The sequence below is a fragment of the Mariluticola halotolerans genome (assembly GCF_021611515.1).
GTDB classification, from domain to species: Bacteria; Pseudomonadota; Alphaproteobacteria; order Rhizobiales; family Devosiaceae; genus Mariluticola; species Mariluticola halotolerans.
The window spans coordinates 3,200,927-3,218,745 of the sequence record NZ_CP090960.1; the positions used below are offsets into that span (position 1 = coordinate 3,200,927).

General features: G+C 58.5%; 15 protein-coding genes. 9 read left to right on the plus strand and 6 right to left on the minus strand.

Annotation, left to right across the window (positions count from 1 at the left end; translation table 11 throughout):
- Positions 1-6: 6 nt before the first annotated feature.
- Complete coding sequence (gene ribH, locus L1P08_RS15300) at positions 7-468, plus strand: 6,7-dimethyl-8-ribityllumazine synthase (RefSeq protein ID WP_303617854.1); 462 nt, start codon at positions 7-9, stop codon at positions 466-468.
- Positions 469-898: 430 nt separating this feature from the next.
- On the opposite strand, the gene L1P08_RS15305 is transcribed toward ribH, so the two are convergent.
- Positions 899-1,651 carry a copper homeostasis protein CutC gene (locus L1P08_RS15305; protein ID WP_303617855.1) on the minus strand — a complete coding sequence of 251 codons (753 nt, stop codon included), beginning with the start codon at positions 1,649-1,651 and terminating at the stop codon, positions 899-901.
- Between the two features lie 169 nt (positions 1,652-1,820).
- On the opposite strand from L1P08_RS15305, the gene L1P08_RS15310 reads away from it, so the two are divergent.
- Positions 1,821-2,888: a D-TA family PLP-dependent enzyme gene (locus tag L1P08_RS15310; protein WP_303617856.1), complete on the plus strand. Its 1,068-nt coding sequence runs from the start codon at positions 1,821-1,823 to the stop codon at positions 2,886-2,888.
- 142 nt (positions 2,889-3,030) lie between these two features.
- Here the strand turns inward: L1P08_RS15310 and putA are convergent, their stop codons facing one another.
- Complete coding sequence (putA, locus tag L1P08_RS15315) at positions 3,031-6,504, minus strand: bifunctional proline dehydrogenase/L-glutamate gamma-semialdehyde dehydrogenase PutA (protein WP_303617857.1); 3,474 nt, start codon at positions 6,502-6,504, stop codon at positions 3,031-3,033.
- 122 nt (positions 6,505-6,626) lie between these two features.
- Here putA and L1P08_RS15320 point away from each other — a divergent pair, with 122 nt between their 5' ends.
- The gene (locus L1P08_RS15320; RefSeq protein ID WP_303617858.1) at positions 6,627-7,091 is read left to right on the plus strand and encodes an Lrp/AsnC family transcriptional regulator; all 465 of its coding nucleotides are present in this window, start codon (positions 6,627-6,629) and stop codon (positions 7,089-7,091) included.
- Between the two features lie 2 nt (positions 7,092-7,093).
- Here the strand turns inward: L1P08_RS15320 and rocF are convergent, their stop codons facing one another.
- Positions 7,094-8,020: an arginase gene (gene rocF / locus L1P08_RS15325; RefSeq protein WP_303617859.1), complete on the minus strand. Its 927-nt coding sequence runs from the start codon at positions 8,018-8,020 to the stop codon at positions 7,094-7,096.
- 67 nt (positions 8,021-8,087) lie between these two features.
- Between rocF and L1P08_RS15330 the strand changes: the two genes are divergently transcribed.
- Entirely contained in the window at positions 8,088-8,540 is a 453-nt protein-coding gene (locus L1P08_RS15330) for an Lrp/AsnC family transcriptional regulator (protein WP_303617860.1), read from the plus strand.
- Here L1P08_RS15330 and ocd read toward each other — a convergent pair.
- A complete protein-coding gene (gene ocd, locus L1P08_RS15335) occupies positions 8,537-9,580 on the minus strand; it encodes an ornithine cyclodeaminase (protein ID WP_303617861.1) in 1,044 nt (347 codons plus the stop codon). The genes L1P08_RS15330 and ocd overlap by 4 nt on opposite strands.
- A gap of 200 nt (positions 9,581-9,780) precedes the next feature.
- Entirely contained in the window at positions 9,781-10,689 is a 909-nt protein-coding gene (locus L1P08_RS15340; protein ID WP_303617862.1) for a PHP domain-containing protein, read from the minus strand.
- Positions 10,690-10,874: 185 nt separating this feature from the next.
- On the opposite strand from L1P08_RS15340, the gene ugpB reads away from it, so the two are divergent.
- The 5 genes from ugpB (at position 10,875) to L1P08_RS15365 (ending at position 16,086) form a co-directional block, all read left to right on the plus strand.
- The gene (gene ugpB / locus L1P08_RS15345; protein ID WP_303617863.1) at positions 10,875-12,194 is read left to right on the plus strand and encodes a sn-glycerol-3-phosphate ABC transporter substrate-binding protein UgpB; all 1,320 of its coding nucleotides are present in this window, start codon (positions 10,875-10,877) and stop codon (positions 12,192-12,194) included.
- 77 nt (positions 12,195-12,271) lie between these two features.
- Positions 12,272-13,156, plus strand: coding sequence for a sn-glycerol-3-phosphate ABC transporter permease UgpA (gene ugpA / locus L1P08_RS15350; RefSeq protein WP_303617864.1), 885 nt, complete (start codon positions 12,272-12,274; stop codon positions 13,154-13,156).
- Positions 13,157-13,168: 12 nt separating this feature from the next.
- Complete coding sequence (ugpE, locus tag L1P08_RS15355; protein ID WP_303617865.1) at positions 13,169-14,017, plus strand: sn-glycerol-3-phosphate ABC transporter permease UgpE; 849 nt, start codon at positions 13,169-13,171, stop codon at positions 14,015-14,017.
- A gap of 1 nt (position 14,018) precedes the next feature.
- A complete protein-coding gene (locus L1P08_RS15360; RefSeq protein ID WP_303617866.1) occupies positions 14,019-15,074 on the plus strand; it encodes a sn-glycerol-3-phosphate import ATP-binding protein UgpC in 1,056 nt (351 codons plus the stop codon).
- A 148-nt stretch (positions 15,075-15,222) separates the two neighbouring features.
- Complete coding sequence (locus L1P08_RS15365; RefSeq protein ID WP_303617867.1) at positions 15,223-16,086, plus strand: glycerophosphodiester phosphodiesterase; 864 nt, start codon at positions 15,223-15,225, stop codon at positions 16,084-16,086.
- Positions 16,087-16,107: 21 nt separating this feature from the next.
- Here the strand turns inward: L1P08_RS15365 and L1P08_RS15370 are convergent, their stop codons facing one another.
- Positions 16,108-17,778, minus strand: a complete 1,671-nt coding sequence (locus L1P08_RS15370; protein WP_303617868.1) for a Na/Pi cotransporter family protein — start codon at positions 17,776-17,778, stop codon at positions 16,108-16,110.
- Positions 17,779-17,819 lie beyond the last annotated feature (41 nt).

Genomic DNA, 17,819 nt, shown 5'->3' on the forward strand with positions numbered 1-17,819 from the left:
CCAGACATGTCCAAAGACAAAAAAACTGCCAAAAGCCGGGTCGCCATTGTGGTCAGCCGGTTCAATGAAGATGTCACCTCCGGCCTGCTCAAGGGCGCCCTTGCCGAATTGGATGATCGTGGTGTGCGTGTCGCCGAGGGTGATATCATCACCGCGCCGGGGGCGTTCGAAATCCCGCTGATTGCGCAAAAGCTGGCCCAGACCGGCAAGTTTGAAGGCGTGGTTTGTCTCGGCTGCGTCATCAAGGGCGATACGGCGCATTTCGAATATATCTCCGAGGCCGCCAGCCACGGGTTGATGCAGGCCTCACTGAAAACCGGGGTGCCACTGGCCTTCGGCATTTTGACCACCTACGAAGAAGAACAGGCCGTGGTGCGCAGCCGCGATGATGCCCACAACAAGGGCCGGGAGGCGGCGGCGGCTTGCGTTGAATCCATGGCGGTGCTGGCCGGAATCACTGCGCGCTAACGGCGGAGCGGAGGGTTGGGTTTGGCAGGATTTATTTCCCGCAGCGTCATAATACCCAGCATCGTCATATTTCCCCGGTCGTCATGCTCGGGCTTGGCCCGAGTATCCATGAGATGGTGCGGCGTAACAGATGGGCGTCGGGAGGCCGTGCTTCATCCCGCCATCGACCGAACCGGATGGTTGGCATGGGCCCTCGGGTCAAGCCCAAGGGTGACGATGTGTGGGGGATAAGGGTGCGGTGTTTGCCGCGCCCTCCACCGTCATCCCCGCTTGCGCGGGAACCACACTGGGGGTGGGCAGGCACTGAAGCCCTCATGGTGAGCCTGTCGAACCACGAGGGTGGTCAGCACCGCGTGCGCCGCACATCCTTCGACGGGCTCAGGGTGAGGGCGGTGGCCAGCTCAGACACTGCCTGATCGCCGAGAACACGCTAAAGCGTCTTTGCGGCCCTGATGGTCTGGCGCACCGCGTCTTCATCGGTGATGGTATTGAGGTATTCGCGCTCTAGATCGGTGCTGCCCATGCCGATACGCGGATTTCGGAACTGCATGGTGGAGGGTGTGGTCGTCAGGGCGGCGAAATGCATTTCCTGCGCGCCCGTGCGGTCGCGGATTTCGGCAATATTGGCGGCATCCAGCTCGCCGCAGACCATGACGATCAGCCGGTCACCGGCGGCCTGAATGGTATCCTTGAGCACGTCGGCGCCCTCGAGCGCCGTGTCATGCTGGCCGCTGGTCAATACCCGGTCGACCCCGACCCGGACAAGTGCTTCCAAAGCTTCGCGGTGGTTGCGTGTCATGTCGAAGGCGCGATGGCAGGTGACTGTCATGGGGCCCGCCGCTTCGACCGCCTGCCGCGTGCGATCTTCATCAATCGTGCCATCGGCATTGAGAAAGCCGATAACAATGCCGACTACACCCAGCGCGCGCATCTGCCTTATGTCCTCAAGAATCGAAGCAAACTCCATTTCCGAATAAAGGAAGTCGCCGCCGCGCGGGCGGATGATTGGGTGGAAGGGAATTTTGCCGGCGCGCAAGACTTCACGGACCGTGCCGATGCTCGGGGTCAGCCCGCCTTCCATCAGCGAGGCGCAGAGTTCAACCCGGTCAGCGCCGGCCTTTTCGGCGGCCAGATAGCCGTCTATTCCCTCAACACAGATCTCGATTGTCGGGACGTTGGGCATTGCGGGCATTCCTTTGCGCTGTTCATCTGTCTTGCCGGGCTTTTATCATTACATCAGCCTCGGTGGTTGCGGGGAGCAATTGGTTGGCAGACAATGCTTTTGTGCGCTTGACCTCGCACAGGAACATCCTACAAATCACCCTTTCTGGTGATCAAGCTGCGGAGATGAAATGCTTATCGGTGCCTCTATATTCGACCTTTCCACCCCGGTGCCCGTGATCGACGAGGCGGTGGTTGCGGCGAATATCGCCCGGGTTCAAGCTTATATGGATGCGCACGGGATCAGCTTTCGCCCCCACATCAAGACCCACAAGCTGCCGTTTCTGGCCGACGCACAAGTCGAAGCCGGGGCGCGGGGTATTAACTGCCAGAAAATCTCGGAGGCCGAGGTTTTTGCAGATGCCGGGTTTGAGGATATCCTGATCACCTTCAATATTCTCGGGCCGGAGAAGATTGCGCCCTTGCAGGCGCTCAATGCTCGCACGCGCCTGTCGGTCGTTGCCGACAGTTCCGAGACGGTGGCGGGGCTCGCTGCCGCGTTTTCTGCGGAGGCACCGCTGACGGTTCTGGTGGAATGCGATACCGGGGGTGGGCGCTGTGGCGTGCAAAGCCCTGAGGCGGCGCTGGCGCTGGCGCAGGAAATTGCTGCAGCTCCAGGCCTGCGGTTCGGCGGGCTGATGACCTATCCCAAGCCCAATTCAGCCGAAACCGTCGAAGCGTTCCTCGGCGGTGCCGTGGCCTTGCTCGACGCCGCTGGTGTCGAATGCCCGGTGGTGAGTAATGGCGGCACGCCAAGCCTGTTTGATGCGCATCTGGTGCCGAGCGCAACCGAACACCGCGCTGGCACCTATATCTATAACGACCGGTCGCTGATCCGGGCCGGGCATTGCGACGCATCGCAATGCGCCATGCATGTTCTGGCGAGCGTTGTCTCCCGCCCCACCGAGAACCGGGCCGTGCTCGATGCCGGATCAAAGGCGCTCACCTCCGATCTTTTGGGCTTCGAGGATCACGGCATGATTGTGGGTTATCCGGATGCGCGGATCGTGGGGTTGTCAGAGGAACATGCGGTGGTCGACCTGTCCGGGTCGGCAAAAAAGCCGGCCATCGGCGAGAAGGTGCGGATCATTCCGAACCACACCTGCGTTGTCAGCAATCTGTTCGATAATGTTGTGTTCCACAGAGACGGGGCAGTTACCCGCGTTGCGCCGGTCGCCGCGCGCGGGCGGGTCTGGTAATGTCGACGATATTCATGGCTGTGTAGTTAAGTATTCAGTTTTGTCTATCTGTGTTTTGAATTCAGTATGTTCTGGGTATTTATTCATCTTATAGCTTAAGTTTGAAAACGGGATCAGTCAGACTGATCCCGTTTACTTTCAACTATGCTGAGGCCAGCAGTTGTGTATTGCCGCCAGCCGCCGTGGTGTTGATGCAGAGGTGCCGTTCGATATGGTAGCGGGTGGCATAGGCCGCCTCCGTAATCAGCGGCAACAGGGCACCGGGACGGGCTGCCAATGCCTTGCGCAAGGCGCGGGCATCCGCTTCATTTCCCCAGAATGCCACGGCGTCAAAGCCTTGCAGATCAACCAGAATTTCGGGCGACAATTGTCCGTCGAGTTCACTGCCCGGCGCGATTTCGAGCGCAGTGCAACCTTCGGCGCGGGCGATGGTCGCTTGCTGACGGGCCGCCTCGCGATCTGGTCCAAGGCACAAAACCAGACCTCGCGGATGCACCGATAGCCGGTTGGATTCACCTGTGACACCGGGCATGCTGGTGCGCTTGAGGGCTGTGTCATTGCTCGGACGTCCCAGCGCGTTGATGGCCTGCTGTACCTGTTCGCGCGGTGCCTCCGTCCCGCTGGCTGCGCCACTGCTGCCATTCTCATGTCGGGTGAAGTGCGGGACATAGGCCGGGCCGCCAGCTTTCGGGCCGGTACCGGAAAGGCCTTCGCCGCCAAAGGGCTGCGAGCCGACAATGGCACCGATCTGGTTGCGATTGACATAGGCATTGCCCACATGCAGTCGCGACAAGATGCTCTGCACCCGGTCATCGACACGGGTATGCAGGCCAAAGGTCAGGCCATAGCCGGTCTTGTTGATATCATCGACGATCCGGTCAATTTCCCCGGCGGCAAAGGTTGCGACATGCAGGACGGGGCCGAAGATTTCCTCTTTCAGCTCGGCAATGCCGTTGAGCCTGATGACCGTCGGGCTGACGAAATAGCCTTGTTGCGGCACGGCACAGCGGTGCAGCACGCGGCCGTCCGCTTCAGCCTGATCGATATGGGCATTGATTTTGGCGCGGGCCGTTTGATCGATCACCGGGCCGCCATCGATTGAAAGTGCCCAGGGGTCGCCAATGTTCAACGCGTCCATGGCACCATAGAGCATCTTGAGGAAAGGTTCGGCGATGTCCTCCTGCAAATAGAGCATGCGCAGGGCCGAACAGCGCTGGCCGGCGCTCTGGAACGAGGAGGCGACAATATCGCGGATGGCTTGTTCGGGCAGGGCAGTACTGTCGACGATCATGGCGTTCAGCCCGCCGGTTTCGGCAATCAGCGGCGCGTCGGGGGCGAGGTTTTCGGCCATGGCCTTGTTGATATGCTGGGCCGTCACTGTGGAGCCGGTAAAGCAGAGGCCGTCAACGCGCGGTTCGCTAGAGAGTTTGGCACCGATAACCGAACCGGCACCGGGCAGGCATTGCAGTGCGGTTGGCGGCACGCCCGCTTCCAGCAGCAGGTCGATGGCCTTGGTGGCGATCAGGGGGGTGGTTTCGGCGGGTTTGGCAAGCACGGCATTGCCGGCGGCAAGGGCGGCGCTGATCTGGCCGGTGAAAATCGCCAGCGGGAAATTCCACGGCGAAATGCAGGCGAAAACGCCACGGGCCGGAGTGTCGAGGGTCAGCGCCTGATTGGCGTAATAGCGCAGAAAATCCACGGCCTCGCGCAGTTCCGCCACGGCATCGAACGGGTTCTTGCCCGCTTCCCGTGCGGCAAGGGCGAAGAATTCTCCGGCATTGGCCTCATAGAGATCGGCGGCTTTTAAAAGGATGGTCCGGCGCTGATCCTTGGCTATATCCCAGGGCTTTGCTGCCGCCAGCGCGGTTTCCACGTCGTCTTCGGAAGCGTCGGTGACAAAGCCCGGCTGATCATCGGGATTGGCCGGGTTTTCAACCTTTTGACGTTCTGCTCCGACAACAGGCCCGGCAATACGGGGCGCGGCTTCCCATTGGATTGTAACGAAGGGCGCGCGTGCCGCTTCAAATGCTGCGGCATCGACCGGGTCGTTGAGGTTCCAGCCTTCGGCATTGATCCGGTCCGCCCCATAGATTGCGGGCGGCAGGGGCGTTGCCGGGTTTTTAGGTGCATCCAGATAGGTTTCGACTTCGGCGAACGGATCGGCGGCCACCAGTTCGGGCGGCACCGCCTCATCGACGATCTGGTTGACGAAGGAGCTGTTGGCGCCATTTTCCAGCAGGCGGCGCACCAGATAGGCGAGCAAGTCGCGATGCGGGCCGACGGGTGCATAAATGCGGCAGCCGGTGCCATGCTGTTCCAGCACCAGATCATGCAGCGCTTCGCCCATGCCATGCAGGCGCTGGAATTCAAAGGCGGTGTTGTCGGTTGCCATATGCAGGATGGCGGCGACGGTATGGGCGTTATGGGTGGCAAATTGCGGGTAGATCCGGTCGGTCATGCCGAGCAGTTTGCGCGCATTGGCAATATAGGAGAGATCGGTGGAGGGTTTGCGGGTAAACACCGGATAATCGGGAATGCCCAGCACCTGCGCCTGTTTGATCTCGCTGTCCCAATAGGCACCCTTGACCAACCGCACCATCAGGCGGCGCTGATGTTTTTCCGCCAAGGCATAGAGCCAGTCAATCACCTGCGGCGCGCGGCGGCCATAGGCCTGCACTACAACGCCAAAGCCGTCCCATCCCGCGAGAGCCTCATCAGCCAACACGGCTTCGATCACATCGAGGGACAGGTCGAGCCGGTCGGCCTCCTCGGCATCAATGTTCAGCCCCATGCCCGCAGTTTTCGCCGCCAGTGCCAAAGCCTTGACCCGGGGCACCAGCACGTCCAGCACCTTTGCGTGCTGCACGCTTTCATAGCGCGGATAGAGGGCGGATAATTTGATCGAAATGCCGGGATTTTTGCGAATATCAGCACTATCGCAGTTTTCAGCAGTCGCCTCGATCGCGCGCTCATAGGCCAGGTGATAGCGCCTTGCGTCCTCATCGGTCAGCGCGGCTTCGCCCAGCATGTCATAGGAATAGGTAAAGCCCTTGGCTTCGCGTCCGGCGGCGCGGGTCATGGCTTCGCTAATATCGCGCCCGAGCACGAATTGACGGCCCATTTCGCGCATGGCCTGAGCGACGGCCGTGCGGATCACCGGTTCGCCCAACCGCTTGACGGTGCCGGTCAGCACCCCGGCAAGGCCGGGCTGTTTGGCATCCAGTACCTTGCCGGTCAGCATGAGCGCCCAGGTGGAGGCATTGACGAGGGACGAGGAGGAACGGCCCAGATGCTTGCCCCAGTCGGAGGGGGCAATCTTGTCTTCGATCAGGGCATCGATGGTGCTGGTGTCAGGCACGCGCAACAGCGCCTCGGCCAGACACATCAGGGCAACGCCTTCATTGGTGGTCAGACCATATTCGGCCAGAAACGGCTCCATCAGTCCGGAACTGCCGCGCTTGCGGATATCCTTGACCAAAGTCACCGCCCGCGCGGAAATGGCGCTGCAATCCTTCGCGTCCAGCGCTGCCAGGGTGATCAGCTCCGAGAGGGCTTTGGATTCGTTCTTGAGCGTTCCCGTGCGCATGTCAGCACGGATGGTGGCGAGCGTCGGCATGGCAGGGTTCCCTTGTTGGCCTTATATCCCCATGATATGGGCGATCAGCTTTGCATTTTTCCCAAATAATGCAATTATGTAGTGAATACGACTATAGTTTGATGTAGGGGCAGGAAAAGTGCATGGTGGCGAGTGCCAAGGAACTGGACAAGTTTGATCAGGCCATTCTCGATATCGTGTCGACGGATGGGCGGATCAGCATTACCGAACTGGCCAGCCGTATCGGTCTCAGTAAAACGCCGTGTCAGGCAAGGCTGCGGCGGCTGGAGGCGGAGGGCTATATTCTCGGCTATCGGGCCCAGCTGGACCCAGTGAAAATAGGCCGCGACCATGTGGCTTTTGTTGAGGTCAAGCTCAGCGACACGCGCGCCAAGGCGCTTTCCGCGTTTAACACTGCCGTTCTGAAAATTCCCGAGATCGAGCAATGCCACATGATCGCCGGCGGCTTTGATTATCTGCTGAAAGTGCGCACCAGTGATATTGCCGAATACCGCTGGGTGATGGGCGAGAAAATCTCCGCCCTGCCGCATGTCGCCCATACCTCGACTTTTGTGGCGATGGAGGCGGTGCGCGAAGGCCCGGCTTAATTTCAGAACCGCCGCGTCGGCCGGTCGAGCACCTTCTTGCCCATCAGGCTGGAGACCAGATCAACCATCAGGGTTGCGGTGCGGCCGCGTTCATCGAGAAACGGGTTGAGTTCGACAATGTCGAGTGAGGTGACCATGCCGCTATCATGCAGCATTTCCATGATCAGATGCGCCTCGCGAAACGTTGCGCCGCCGGGCACTGTGGTGCCGACCGCCGGGGCGATTTCGGGGGTGAGAAAATCCACATCAAGGCTGACATGTAAATAGCCATTGGCGGCCACAACCTTGTCGAGAAAGGTCCGCAACAGAACGGCCACGCCATATTCGTCAATCTGGCGCATGTCATGCACCTGGATTTCTGATTGTTCGAGGGCGGCCCGTTCTGCCGGATCAACCGAGCGAATGCCCATCATGCAGATGTTTTCTTCCTTCACCGCAGCATTTAGCGGGGGGAAGGCGGCAAAGCCGTCGCGTCCGGTGAAATAGGCGACCGGGGTGCCATGCAGGTTGCCGCTTTCGGTGCTGTCGAGGGTATGAAAATCGGGATGAGCGTCGAGCCAGAGCACGAATTGTTCGCGCCCTTGCGCGGCAGCATGGGCGGTAACACCTGAGACCGATCCGGCGGCCAGGCTATGGTCACCACCCAGAAAAATCGGCATATGGCCGTCGGCCAAAGCGTTGCGCGCGCAGGCGGACAGGGCCTTTGTCCACCCAATGACCTCGGCCAGATGATGCACGGCCGGATTGGCATGGGGAACCGCGCTGGCCATTTCAGGGGCAATATTGCCCTTGTCTTTTACGGTAAAGCCGAGACTTTTGAGCGCCGGGGCGAGGCCGGCAATGCGCAGGGCATCGGGGCCCATCAGGCAGCCGCCCAGTCCGGTGCCGCATTGCACCGGCGCGCCGATCAGGATTGCAGTTTTGGACATCTTTGTTCCTCACTTTGGTTATGCAGCAGGGCTTTACCTGCGCGAATTGGTGGCTCATAAATCCAGTATGGACGACCTGGACAAAGCCTTGATCATGGCGCTGCGGCGCGACGGACGCGCCTCTATTTCCGAGCTGGCGCATATCCTTGGGATTACCCGCGCCACGGTGCGCAATCGCATGGAGCGGCTGATGGCCTCTGGTGAGATTGCCGGGTTCTCCGTGGTATTGCGTGCCGACCAGGTATTGCAGCCGGTGCGCGGGGTGACACTGATCGCCATTGAGGGGCGGGGCACCAGCCGGATCATCGCCCAGCTCAACCGTATGCCCGAGGTGACGGCCATCCACACGACCAGCGGCAAATGGGACCTGATTATCGAACTGGGCACGAATTCTCTGCCTGAACTGGATGCGATCCTCGCGAAAATCCGCATGATTGACGGGGTCTCGGCCAGTGAGACCAATCTCTATTTGTCCACCAAGCGCGCCTCGGGCGTGCCGCACCTGCCCGATAAAGCCTAAGCCTCGGCTGCCCGCATGACCATGCCGAACAGGTCGCGCGGATCGTCCGGATCGGCCAGCATGTCGAGCTCCTGATATTGGCCGGTGCGTTTCACCTGATCGCGCAGATAGCGCAGGGCTGAAAAGTCCTCGGTGGCGAAGCCCACGGAATCGAACAGGGTAATCTGGCTGTCATTGCGCCGACCTTTGGCTTTACCGGCAATGACCTGCCACATCTCGGTGACCGGGTGTTCGGCGTCGAGCTGCTGGATTTCACCTTCAATCCGGGTCTGGGGCGGGTATTCAACGAAAATATCAGACCGCAGCAGAATATCACGATGCAGTTCGGTCTTGCCGGGGCAGTCGCCGCCGATGGCGTTGATGTGAATGCCGGCCCCGACCATGTTGTCGGTCAGGATCGTCGCATATTGTTTGTCAGCGGTAGCGGTCGTCACGATCTGTGCGCCCTGCATGGCGTCTTCGGGTGAGGCGCAGGTGGCGATCTCAAAGCCCTTGTCCTTGAGATTGCGGGCGCATTTTGCCGTCGCTGCCGGGTCGATGTCATAGAGGCGCAATTTGGTAATGCCGAGGATGGCCTTGAAGGCCAACGCCTGGAATTCAGATTGTGCGCCATTCCCGATCACGGCCATGCAATCGGCTCCCGCGGGGGCCAGATATTTGGCGACCATGGCAGAGGTTGCTGCCGTGCGCAGGGCGGTCAATATCGTCATTTCCGACAGCAGCACGGGATAGCCGGTGGCCACATCGGCCAGCATGCCGAAGGCGGTTACCGTCTGCAGGCCCTGACGCGTATTGGCGGGGTGCCCGTTGACATATTTGAAGCCGTAAACCTCACCATCGCTGGTCGGCATCAGCTCGATAACGCCCTCTTTCGAATGTGAAGGCACGCGCGGGGTTTTGTCGAACAGTTGCCAGCGCCGGAAATCCGCCTCGATATAATCCGCCAGTTCCGCCAGGAAAGTTTCCACGCCGATCTCCAGCACGATTTTCATCATGTGGTCGACACTGACAAAGGGCACGATATTCAATTGCCGGTCCATAAAATCTGCTCCTCATGGGTTTGCCCACACCGTCAGGCCGCGCCTGCGGTTCGCGCATCTCGGTGATGACAGGAGAGAGGATAAGGAGATTGTTTGGAAAGGCGGAATGGGGAAAATTGATCATATCGGGCAGTGAATATGTCATTTCGGTCATAACCTTTGATCTATATGGTCGATACAGGTTTCCGATTATTTGGCGATTAGTCGATCCATAACGGATTACCCCATGCGCGCTTGCCATTGTGGTCGACCACAATAACGCGCAGCCAGTCGCCTCTGAATTTGCTGATATCAAGAGTTGTTCCGGTCATGGCGGTACCGCGCGATGCGACGGCGCGCGCCCCCTGACCAACGGCGATGATGCTATGGGCAGGGGAGCATTCGACCAGCAGATCAGTGCCTTCAAGCGCGATCAGGTCAATCTGCGGTCCGGTTGAGGCATAGAATGCGCCCTCTTTGAGCGCCTGCACCAGTGTATCCGGTTCATTGAACGTTGCCTTGACCATCACCCATCCACCAAAGGTATCCTGGTGCTCGGGGTTGTCGGCATGAAAATGGGCGTCGTCGGTGGCGATAGCGGTCAGTTCGCGCCCATCTGAGAGCATGGCATCCAGCAGATAAGTGCCATCCGCTCTGTCAGTGCCCAGAGCGCAGGTGTGGTTGTAGATTTCGACCGCATGAGCGGCCGTGATGGTGTGCGCCTCTTCCGGCATCAGGCCGTACCATTGCGGATGGGCAATGGCCACAAATGCACCAGCATCGCGACATCGCTGCGCGAGATCAGATGCTGTCTCTTCCGTGGGGGTGGGCGCGAAATCGAGCGGCAGTCCAACGGCGAGAATGTGCCAGAAGCCGCCCAGTTTCATTTCACCGGCATGAACTTCGGCGCCAAGAATGGTTGTGAAATTCTTTGTCCGGAAGGGTGTGGTGTCGGCGATGGGGAAGTCGAACTGTTCCAGAAAATGGTCCGACAGGCAGATGAAATCATAACCCTTGGCCTCGTAGGCGCGACACACTTCCTGCGGTGTCAGGCGACCATCGGAGAGGTTCGAGTGCGTATGCAGATTGCCCCGGTAGAACTGACCGGGATTTTCGAAGGCAGAAAGCATGGCGTAATTCTCCAGTGGCATTGCCTGCGCCACTAGCACTGGTTTGTGACACTGAGCAGACAGGCGCTGCATACCGTACGGGTCTTTTCCATGTGTCATTGAACTGACACCAAACCGAAAAGGAAGTGACACGTGTGCACGATAGCTGTTGCTCCCGTCCGAACCCCAACTTGCAGGGAACTTCAATGCTCAAGAAAATTCTCGTCAGCAGCCTTATGCTGGCAACATCCATGTCCACGGCGCAGGCCGCGACCGAAGTCCAGTGGTGGCACGCCATGGGTGGTGAACTCGGTACCAAGCTCGAGGAAATCGTTGCAGGCTTCAACGCCACGCAAAGCGACTATGTCGTTGTTCCCAGCTACAAGGGTTCCTATACCGAAACCATGACGGCCGCGATCGCCGCCTTCCGTGCGGGCGAACAGCCCGCCATTGTGCAGGTTTTCGAAGTTGGCACCGGTACCATGATGGCGGCTGAAGGCGCGGTATACCCGACCTACAAGCTGATGCAGGATGCAGGCGAACCTTTCGACCCGGCCGGTTTCCTGCCGGCAGTGGTCGGTTACTACACCGACACCGAGGGCAATATGCTTTCGATGCCGTTCAACTCCTCGACCCCGATCTTTTACTACAATAAAGACGTGTTCGAAAAAGCTGGTCTCGACCGCGACACTGCGCCCAAGACATGGGCTGAAGTTGAAGCGTTCTCCAAACAGATCATGGAATCAGGTGCCGCAACTTGCGGGTTCACCACCGGTTGGGTGTCCTGGGTTCAGCTGGAAAATCTGTCGGCATGGCACAATCAGCAGATTGGTACGCTGGAAAACGGCTTCGGTGGGCTCGAGACCGAGTTGACCGTCAACGGTCCGGTACAGGTTCAGCATTGGAGCAACCTGAAGAAGTGGCAGGATGAAGGCGTCTTCCAGTATGGCGGCCCTGGTGGTGGTGCCGATGCGCCCCCGAAATTCTATGCCCAGGAATGCGCCATGTACATGAACTCCTCCGCCTCGCGCGCCGGTGTCATGGCCAATGCCAAGGATTTTGAAGTTGGTTTTGGCATGCTGCCTTACTATGACGATGTTGAAGGTGCGCCGCAGAACTCCATCATCGGTGGCGCAACGCTCTGGACGCTGAGCGGCAAGAGCGATGAAGAATACAAGGGTGCGGCCAAGTTCTTTAGCTACTTGTCCTCAGCCGAGGTGCAGGCTGACTGGCATCAGTTCTCGGGCTATCTGCCGATCACTGAAGCCGCTTACGAACTGGGCAAAACCCAGGGCTATTACGAAGCCAATCCGGGTTCGGACGTTGCCATTCAGCAGATTACGCTGAACGCACCGACCGCCAATTCCAAAGGTCTGCGTTTCGGCAATTACGTGCAGATCCGCACCATCATCGATGAAGAGTTCGAGCAGATGCTGTCCGGTGCCAAGACACCCCAGCAGGCACTTGATGCCCTGGTCGATCGCGGTAACGGCCTGTTGCGCGATTTTGAAGCTGCCAACAAGTAAGCTCATCGGCTGACATTCTAGCGGACTCGCGCCCATCAGTGGTGCGGGTCTGCCTCCCTCCTTACCGGTAAGCGGTCATGCAAACAAAACGTGCTATCTTTCCCAACAAGGCTTTGCCTTATCTGCTGCTCATGCCGCAGTTGGCAATTACCCTGGTTTTCTTTATCTGGCCTGCCAGTCAGGCATTGTGGCAATCGGTTCTGCGTCAGGATGCCTTCGGCTTCAAAACCAGTTTCATCGGTCTGGAAAACTACGCCAGACTGTTCGCCGATCCGGTCTATCTGAATTCGATGGGCGTCACGTTTGTGTTTTCTGTCGGGGTCACTGTGCTCTCGATGGGGCTTGCCCTTTTGTTCGCGGTCAATGTTGACCGGATGATCAAATCGTCAAATGTCTATTCCACGTTTCTGGTTTGGCCCTATGCTGTGGCCCCGGCCATTGCGGGTACGCTGTGGTGGTTTTTGTTCAACCCCACAATCGGGCTTTTGCCGTTTGCACTCAGCTATGTGGGCTATGACTGGAACCATAATGTTTCCGGGCATGACGCTATGATCCTTGTGATTGTCGCGGCGAGCTGGAAACAGATCTCCTATAATTTCCTGTTCTTTCTGGCCGGTTTGCAATCGGTGCCCCATTCCCTGATCGAGGCTGCAGCCATAGATGGCGCGGGACCGGTCAAACGGTTCTGGACGATCATCTTTCCGCTTTTGACCCCGACGACTTTCTTTCTGATGGTCATCAACATCATCTACGCCCTGTTCGACACATTCGGCGTCATTCATGCAACGACCGAGGGCGGCCCGGCCCAGGCCACCAACACCCTTGTTTACAAGGTTTTTCTCGATGGGTTCGTCGGGCTTAATCTCGGCTCTTCAGCTGCGCAGTCCGTCATTCTCATGACCATTGTTATCACCCTGACTGTGATCCAGTTCCGCTGGATTGAACGTCACGTGCAGTATTGAGGCGTCGCTGTCATGGTTGAAAACCGTCCCATTCTGAATCTGATCTCGCACCTGATCCTGATCGCTGGTGTGCTGCTGATCGCCTTCCCGGTCTACATCGCCTTTGTGGCTTCAACCTATGAAGCGACATCGTTCACGTCGGGGGTCGCGCCTTTATTGCCGGGGCCCAATCTGATCGAAAATTATGGCCAGGTTCTCTTTGAGGGTGCCTCGACGCTGGGTGCGCCGCCGCTTACCATGATGATGTGGAATTCACTGATGATGGCGCTGATCATCGCGGTGGGCAAGATCGCGATCTCGATTATTTCCGCTTACGCAATTGTCTATTTTCAGTTCCCGTTCCGCCTGCTTGCCTTCTGGATCATCTTCATCACGCTGATGTTGCCGGTTGAGGTGCGTATCATTCCCACCTTCGAGGTGGTGGCGAACCTGCAAATGCTCAATTCCTATGCCGGTCTCACTATTCCCCTGATCGCCTCGGCAACCGCAACTTTCCTGTTCCGTCAGTTCTTTTTGACCGTGCCGGATGAGCTGGTTGAGGCGGCCCGCGTTGACCGGGCAGGGCCTGTCAAATTCTTCTTTGATATCCTGCTGCCCTTGAGCCGCACCAATATCGCGGCCCTGTTCGTCATCCTCTTTATCTTTGGCTGGAACCAGTATCTCTGGCCCTTGCTGGTTACCACCGACAGCAAATTTTACACGGTCGTCATGGGTATCAAACGCATGGCCGATGTGGCGGATTCGCAACCGCAATGGCACATCGTGATGTCCGCAGTTGTTCTCGCTGCCCTGCCGCCCGTGTTGATCGTCATCTTTATGCAGCGCCTGTTCGTCAAAGGCCTGACGGAAACGGAGAAATAACATGGCAGCGATTGAGATCACCGGTCTGGAAAAGACCTATCAAGGTGGGGTTCATGCCGTGAAAGGCATTGATGTGAACATTGCCGATGGGGAGTTCATCGTATTGGTCGGCCCTTCCGGCTGCGGCAAGTCGACGATGTTGCGCATGGTGGCCGGGCTTGAGACAATTACCGCGGGCAAGGTCAGTATCGGCGACCGCGTGGTCAATGATCTTGATCCGGCGGAGCGCGATATTGCCATGGTGTTCCAGAATTATGCGCTTTATCCGCATATGAGCGTCCGCCAAAACCTCTCCTATGGGCTGAAGAACCAGGGCTTGCCCAAGGCGGAGATCGCCAAGCGGGTCGCTGAAGCGGCCCGTATTCTGGAGATTGGTGACTATCTGGAGCGTAAACCGCGTCACCTTTCGGGCGGGCAACGCCAGCGTGTGGCCATGGGGCGGGCGATTGTGCGCGAGCCGGCGGCCTTTTTGTTCGATGAACCGCTGTCCAATCTCGATGCCAAATTGCGGGTGCAGATGCGCGGCGAAATCAAACAGCTGCAAAAGCGGCTCGGCACCACGTCGATGTATGTCACCCATGACCAGCTTGAGGCGATGACGCTTGCGGACCGGCTGGTTGTGCTCAACGGGGGATTGGTCCAGCAGATCGGCACGCCGCTGGAGGTGTATCGCAAGCCGGCCTCAACCTTCGTTGCCAGCTTCATTGGCTCCCCGGCGATGAACCTGATCAAGGCAGATCATGCTGACGGCAAGGCTCATATTGGTGAGGTCAGCCTCAATCTGCATCAACAGATCGAGGGGCGGAAAGGCGTCATATTGGGCGTGCGCCCTGAGGATCTGCTTCCTGTTGCGCCTGATGCGCCGGGTGCCCTGGCTTTGCAGGTGGCCTATGTGGAAGAATTGGGCGCCCACCGCCTGGTGCATGGCCGCGTGGGGGACCAAACCGTGGTCGCGGCCATGGATGTGACACTTGAGATTGGCGAAGTGGTGCATGTGACGGCGGATATTACCGCTTTGCATATTTTCGATGTCGATACGCAGCAGCGGTTGAACTAGGGGCTTTCACCACGTGAATTGCCACACGGCAGGAGCAGGATGGTCTTGCTACAGTTCAACTGTAGAAACTGCGCTCTAAATTCGTGGAATTGCTTGCAAAACAACGCCGTGTCTCGTTGAATCGGCCGGCAATCAAACGGGTGATTTCATGACAAACTCTTCCGCGGAGGGCCTGGCGCTAGTGCATGCCGGACGCACCACCAGACTGAAGTGGCATCGGTTGCGGCGGCGGATGCGCGATCCGCTTTTTTCGGCGGAAACCATGGCCGAGGGTTTTCGCCTTGGTGCCTCCATGGAACTCGACATGCGGGTGCGCGGAGATGGCGGATTTGTCGTGCTGCATGATGATTTGCTTGAAGGGGAAACCAATGGACAGGGACGGGTCGCGGAACTGGGGCGCGCGGAAATGGCTGAGCTCTCGTTTGCGGATACGCCGCGCCCGCTGATTTTCAGTGAAGATCTGGCGGCGATGCTGCGTCTGTCCCATCCGGATGCGCTGCTGCAGTTTGACATGAAGGATGATTACGAGGCGGTCGGTGTCGAGGGTGTCGCGCATCTGGCACGGTTTTTCGCGGATATAGACGCCAATATTATTGTCAGTGCAGACAGTCTCGCTCTGATTGAAGCCATCCGGACAGAGGTGCCGAACCTTATGCGGGGGATCGACCCCACCAATGGGCTGGTGGATATCTACAAGCAGGATGGTATCGCGGCTGTCGAGCGCTCATTGCTCGCTGATCTGCGCGGGTCTACGGCACCGGATACGATCTATCTTGCATGGCAACTGGTGCTCAAAGCTGATGCGGATGGGCTGGACCTGATCGGCCTTTGCCATCAGGAGGGCAAAAAGGTTGATGCCTGGACCTTTACCCTTAAAGACCCTGAGAGGGGCTTTGACGATGGCGAATGGACTGCGTTCAACCGATTGATGGCATTGGGTGCTGACCAGATCACTACCGACGAAGCTATTGCCACCGAAGCGGCGTGGGACAAACGCATAGCTGCGGCCTAGGCATCAGGCAGGGCCCGTTGCCTAGGCTTTGACCTTTTTGGACCTGCCTGTCAGACGGCTGTCCAGCAGTTCACCACTCTCGGAGAGAATGGGGTAGGCAATGGTGGCGAACAGGGAGTTGATGGTTTTTAACGCCCGGACGGTTTCCAGATGGATATCGCTGGTCTCCATGCTCTTCACAGACCCGGATTGCAGCCGTTGAAGGTGTCGGCCATGGCTGGTGCGTTCGGCCGCGCGCATTGCATCCTTTTCGGCCAGCAATTGCCGGGCGGATTCACGATCCTTTGATATGAGAACATTCAGCGCCAGCTGCATGTTTGCCATCACCCGGTGATGCAATTCAGATAGTTCCCGCCAGCCTTCAGCCGAGAACGACAATTTCTGCTCGCGGCGGGTAACCGCAAGCTTCAACAGCGTCTTGGTAATCGCATCGCCGACATATTCGAGATTGATGGCGAAGGTGGAGAGTTCCTGTCCACGCTTGGCTTCATCCTCGTTGTTGTAATCGATGGCTGCCAGATAAAGTTTGATCTCGGATTCGGCTTGGTTGACGGCGGCTTCAAGCTGTTTGGCCTGGCGGATTTTGTCCGGGTCACCCGTCTCATAAATATCCATAATAGGACTGAGCATGCGCTCTATAATTTCGGCCATGCGCAAAAGCTCACGCGTCGCACTGGCCAAGGCCAGGGCGGGAATTCCGATGACGGCCTGATCGAGACAGCTGGATGCGCCTTCCAATGGATCAGCCTCGTCGCTGTCCTTGTCAGGGAAAAACCTTTCAATGAGTTTTGCGGCAATACCGGTGAGTGGCAGGCAGATCACCAGAAGCGCAAAATTGAACGCCAGATGCAGATTGATAACCTGCCGGGCGGGTTCGCTGCCAAACCATTCGAGGGGCAGGGTGAGGGAATTTACCACCAGCAGCGCGCACAGGGCGCCGATACTGCGGAATAGAAGGTTGCCAAGGGCGATCTGCCGTGCGGCGACAAAGCCGCGCCGCACAAGCCCGGCAGCGATCAATCCGCCCCCGAGATTGGCGCCGAGCATCAGGGATATGCCGAGCTCAGGCGGCACGAGGCCGCGCGCCGTGAAGGCGGCGATGAGCAGGATGGAGGCGACGCTTGAATGCACCAGCCAGGTGAACGCCGCACCGATCAGAAAGGCCGAAAGAAAGTCGCCTTGCAGGTAAGTAACGACGGTCGGCAAGAAGGCGGATTCGCGCAACGGTTCGGTTGCTTCACCGATCAGCCCGAGGGAAAGCAGAATGAGCGAGATACCAATAAGAATCCGGCCCAATTGGCGTGTTTCACGGCTCTTGCCCCGAAAAAAGCACAAGCCGCCGGCGATCAGCAGTACCGGTGTCAGCCAGGAAAGGTCGACAGAGAGAATTTGCACGACAACGGCTGAGCCAATGTCCGCACCCAGCATGAGTGCCAGCCCTGTCGCCAGTGTTAGCGCGCCTGAGCCCGCGAATCCTGCCGCGAGGACGGCGACGGCGGTTGAGCTTTGCAACAATACCGCGACCCCGGCGCCGATACCGGCGGCTTTGAGACGCGAGTTCTTGCTTTCGCGCAGGATGCGGCGGAGCCTGTGTTCCTGGCTGCGTTCCACGCCCGTGCGTACCATGCGAACTGCCCAAAGCAGCAGCGTGATCGCCCCTGCCAGATGTATCAGAAGAAGGTACAAACTCATCGTATTGTTATGGGGCCGCCCTTTGTTGTTTTTGTATCAGA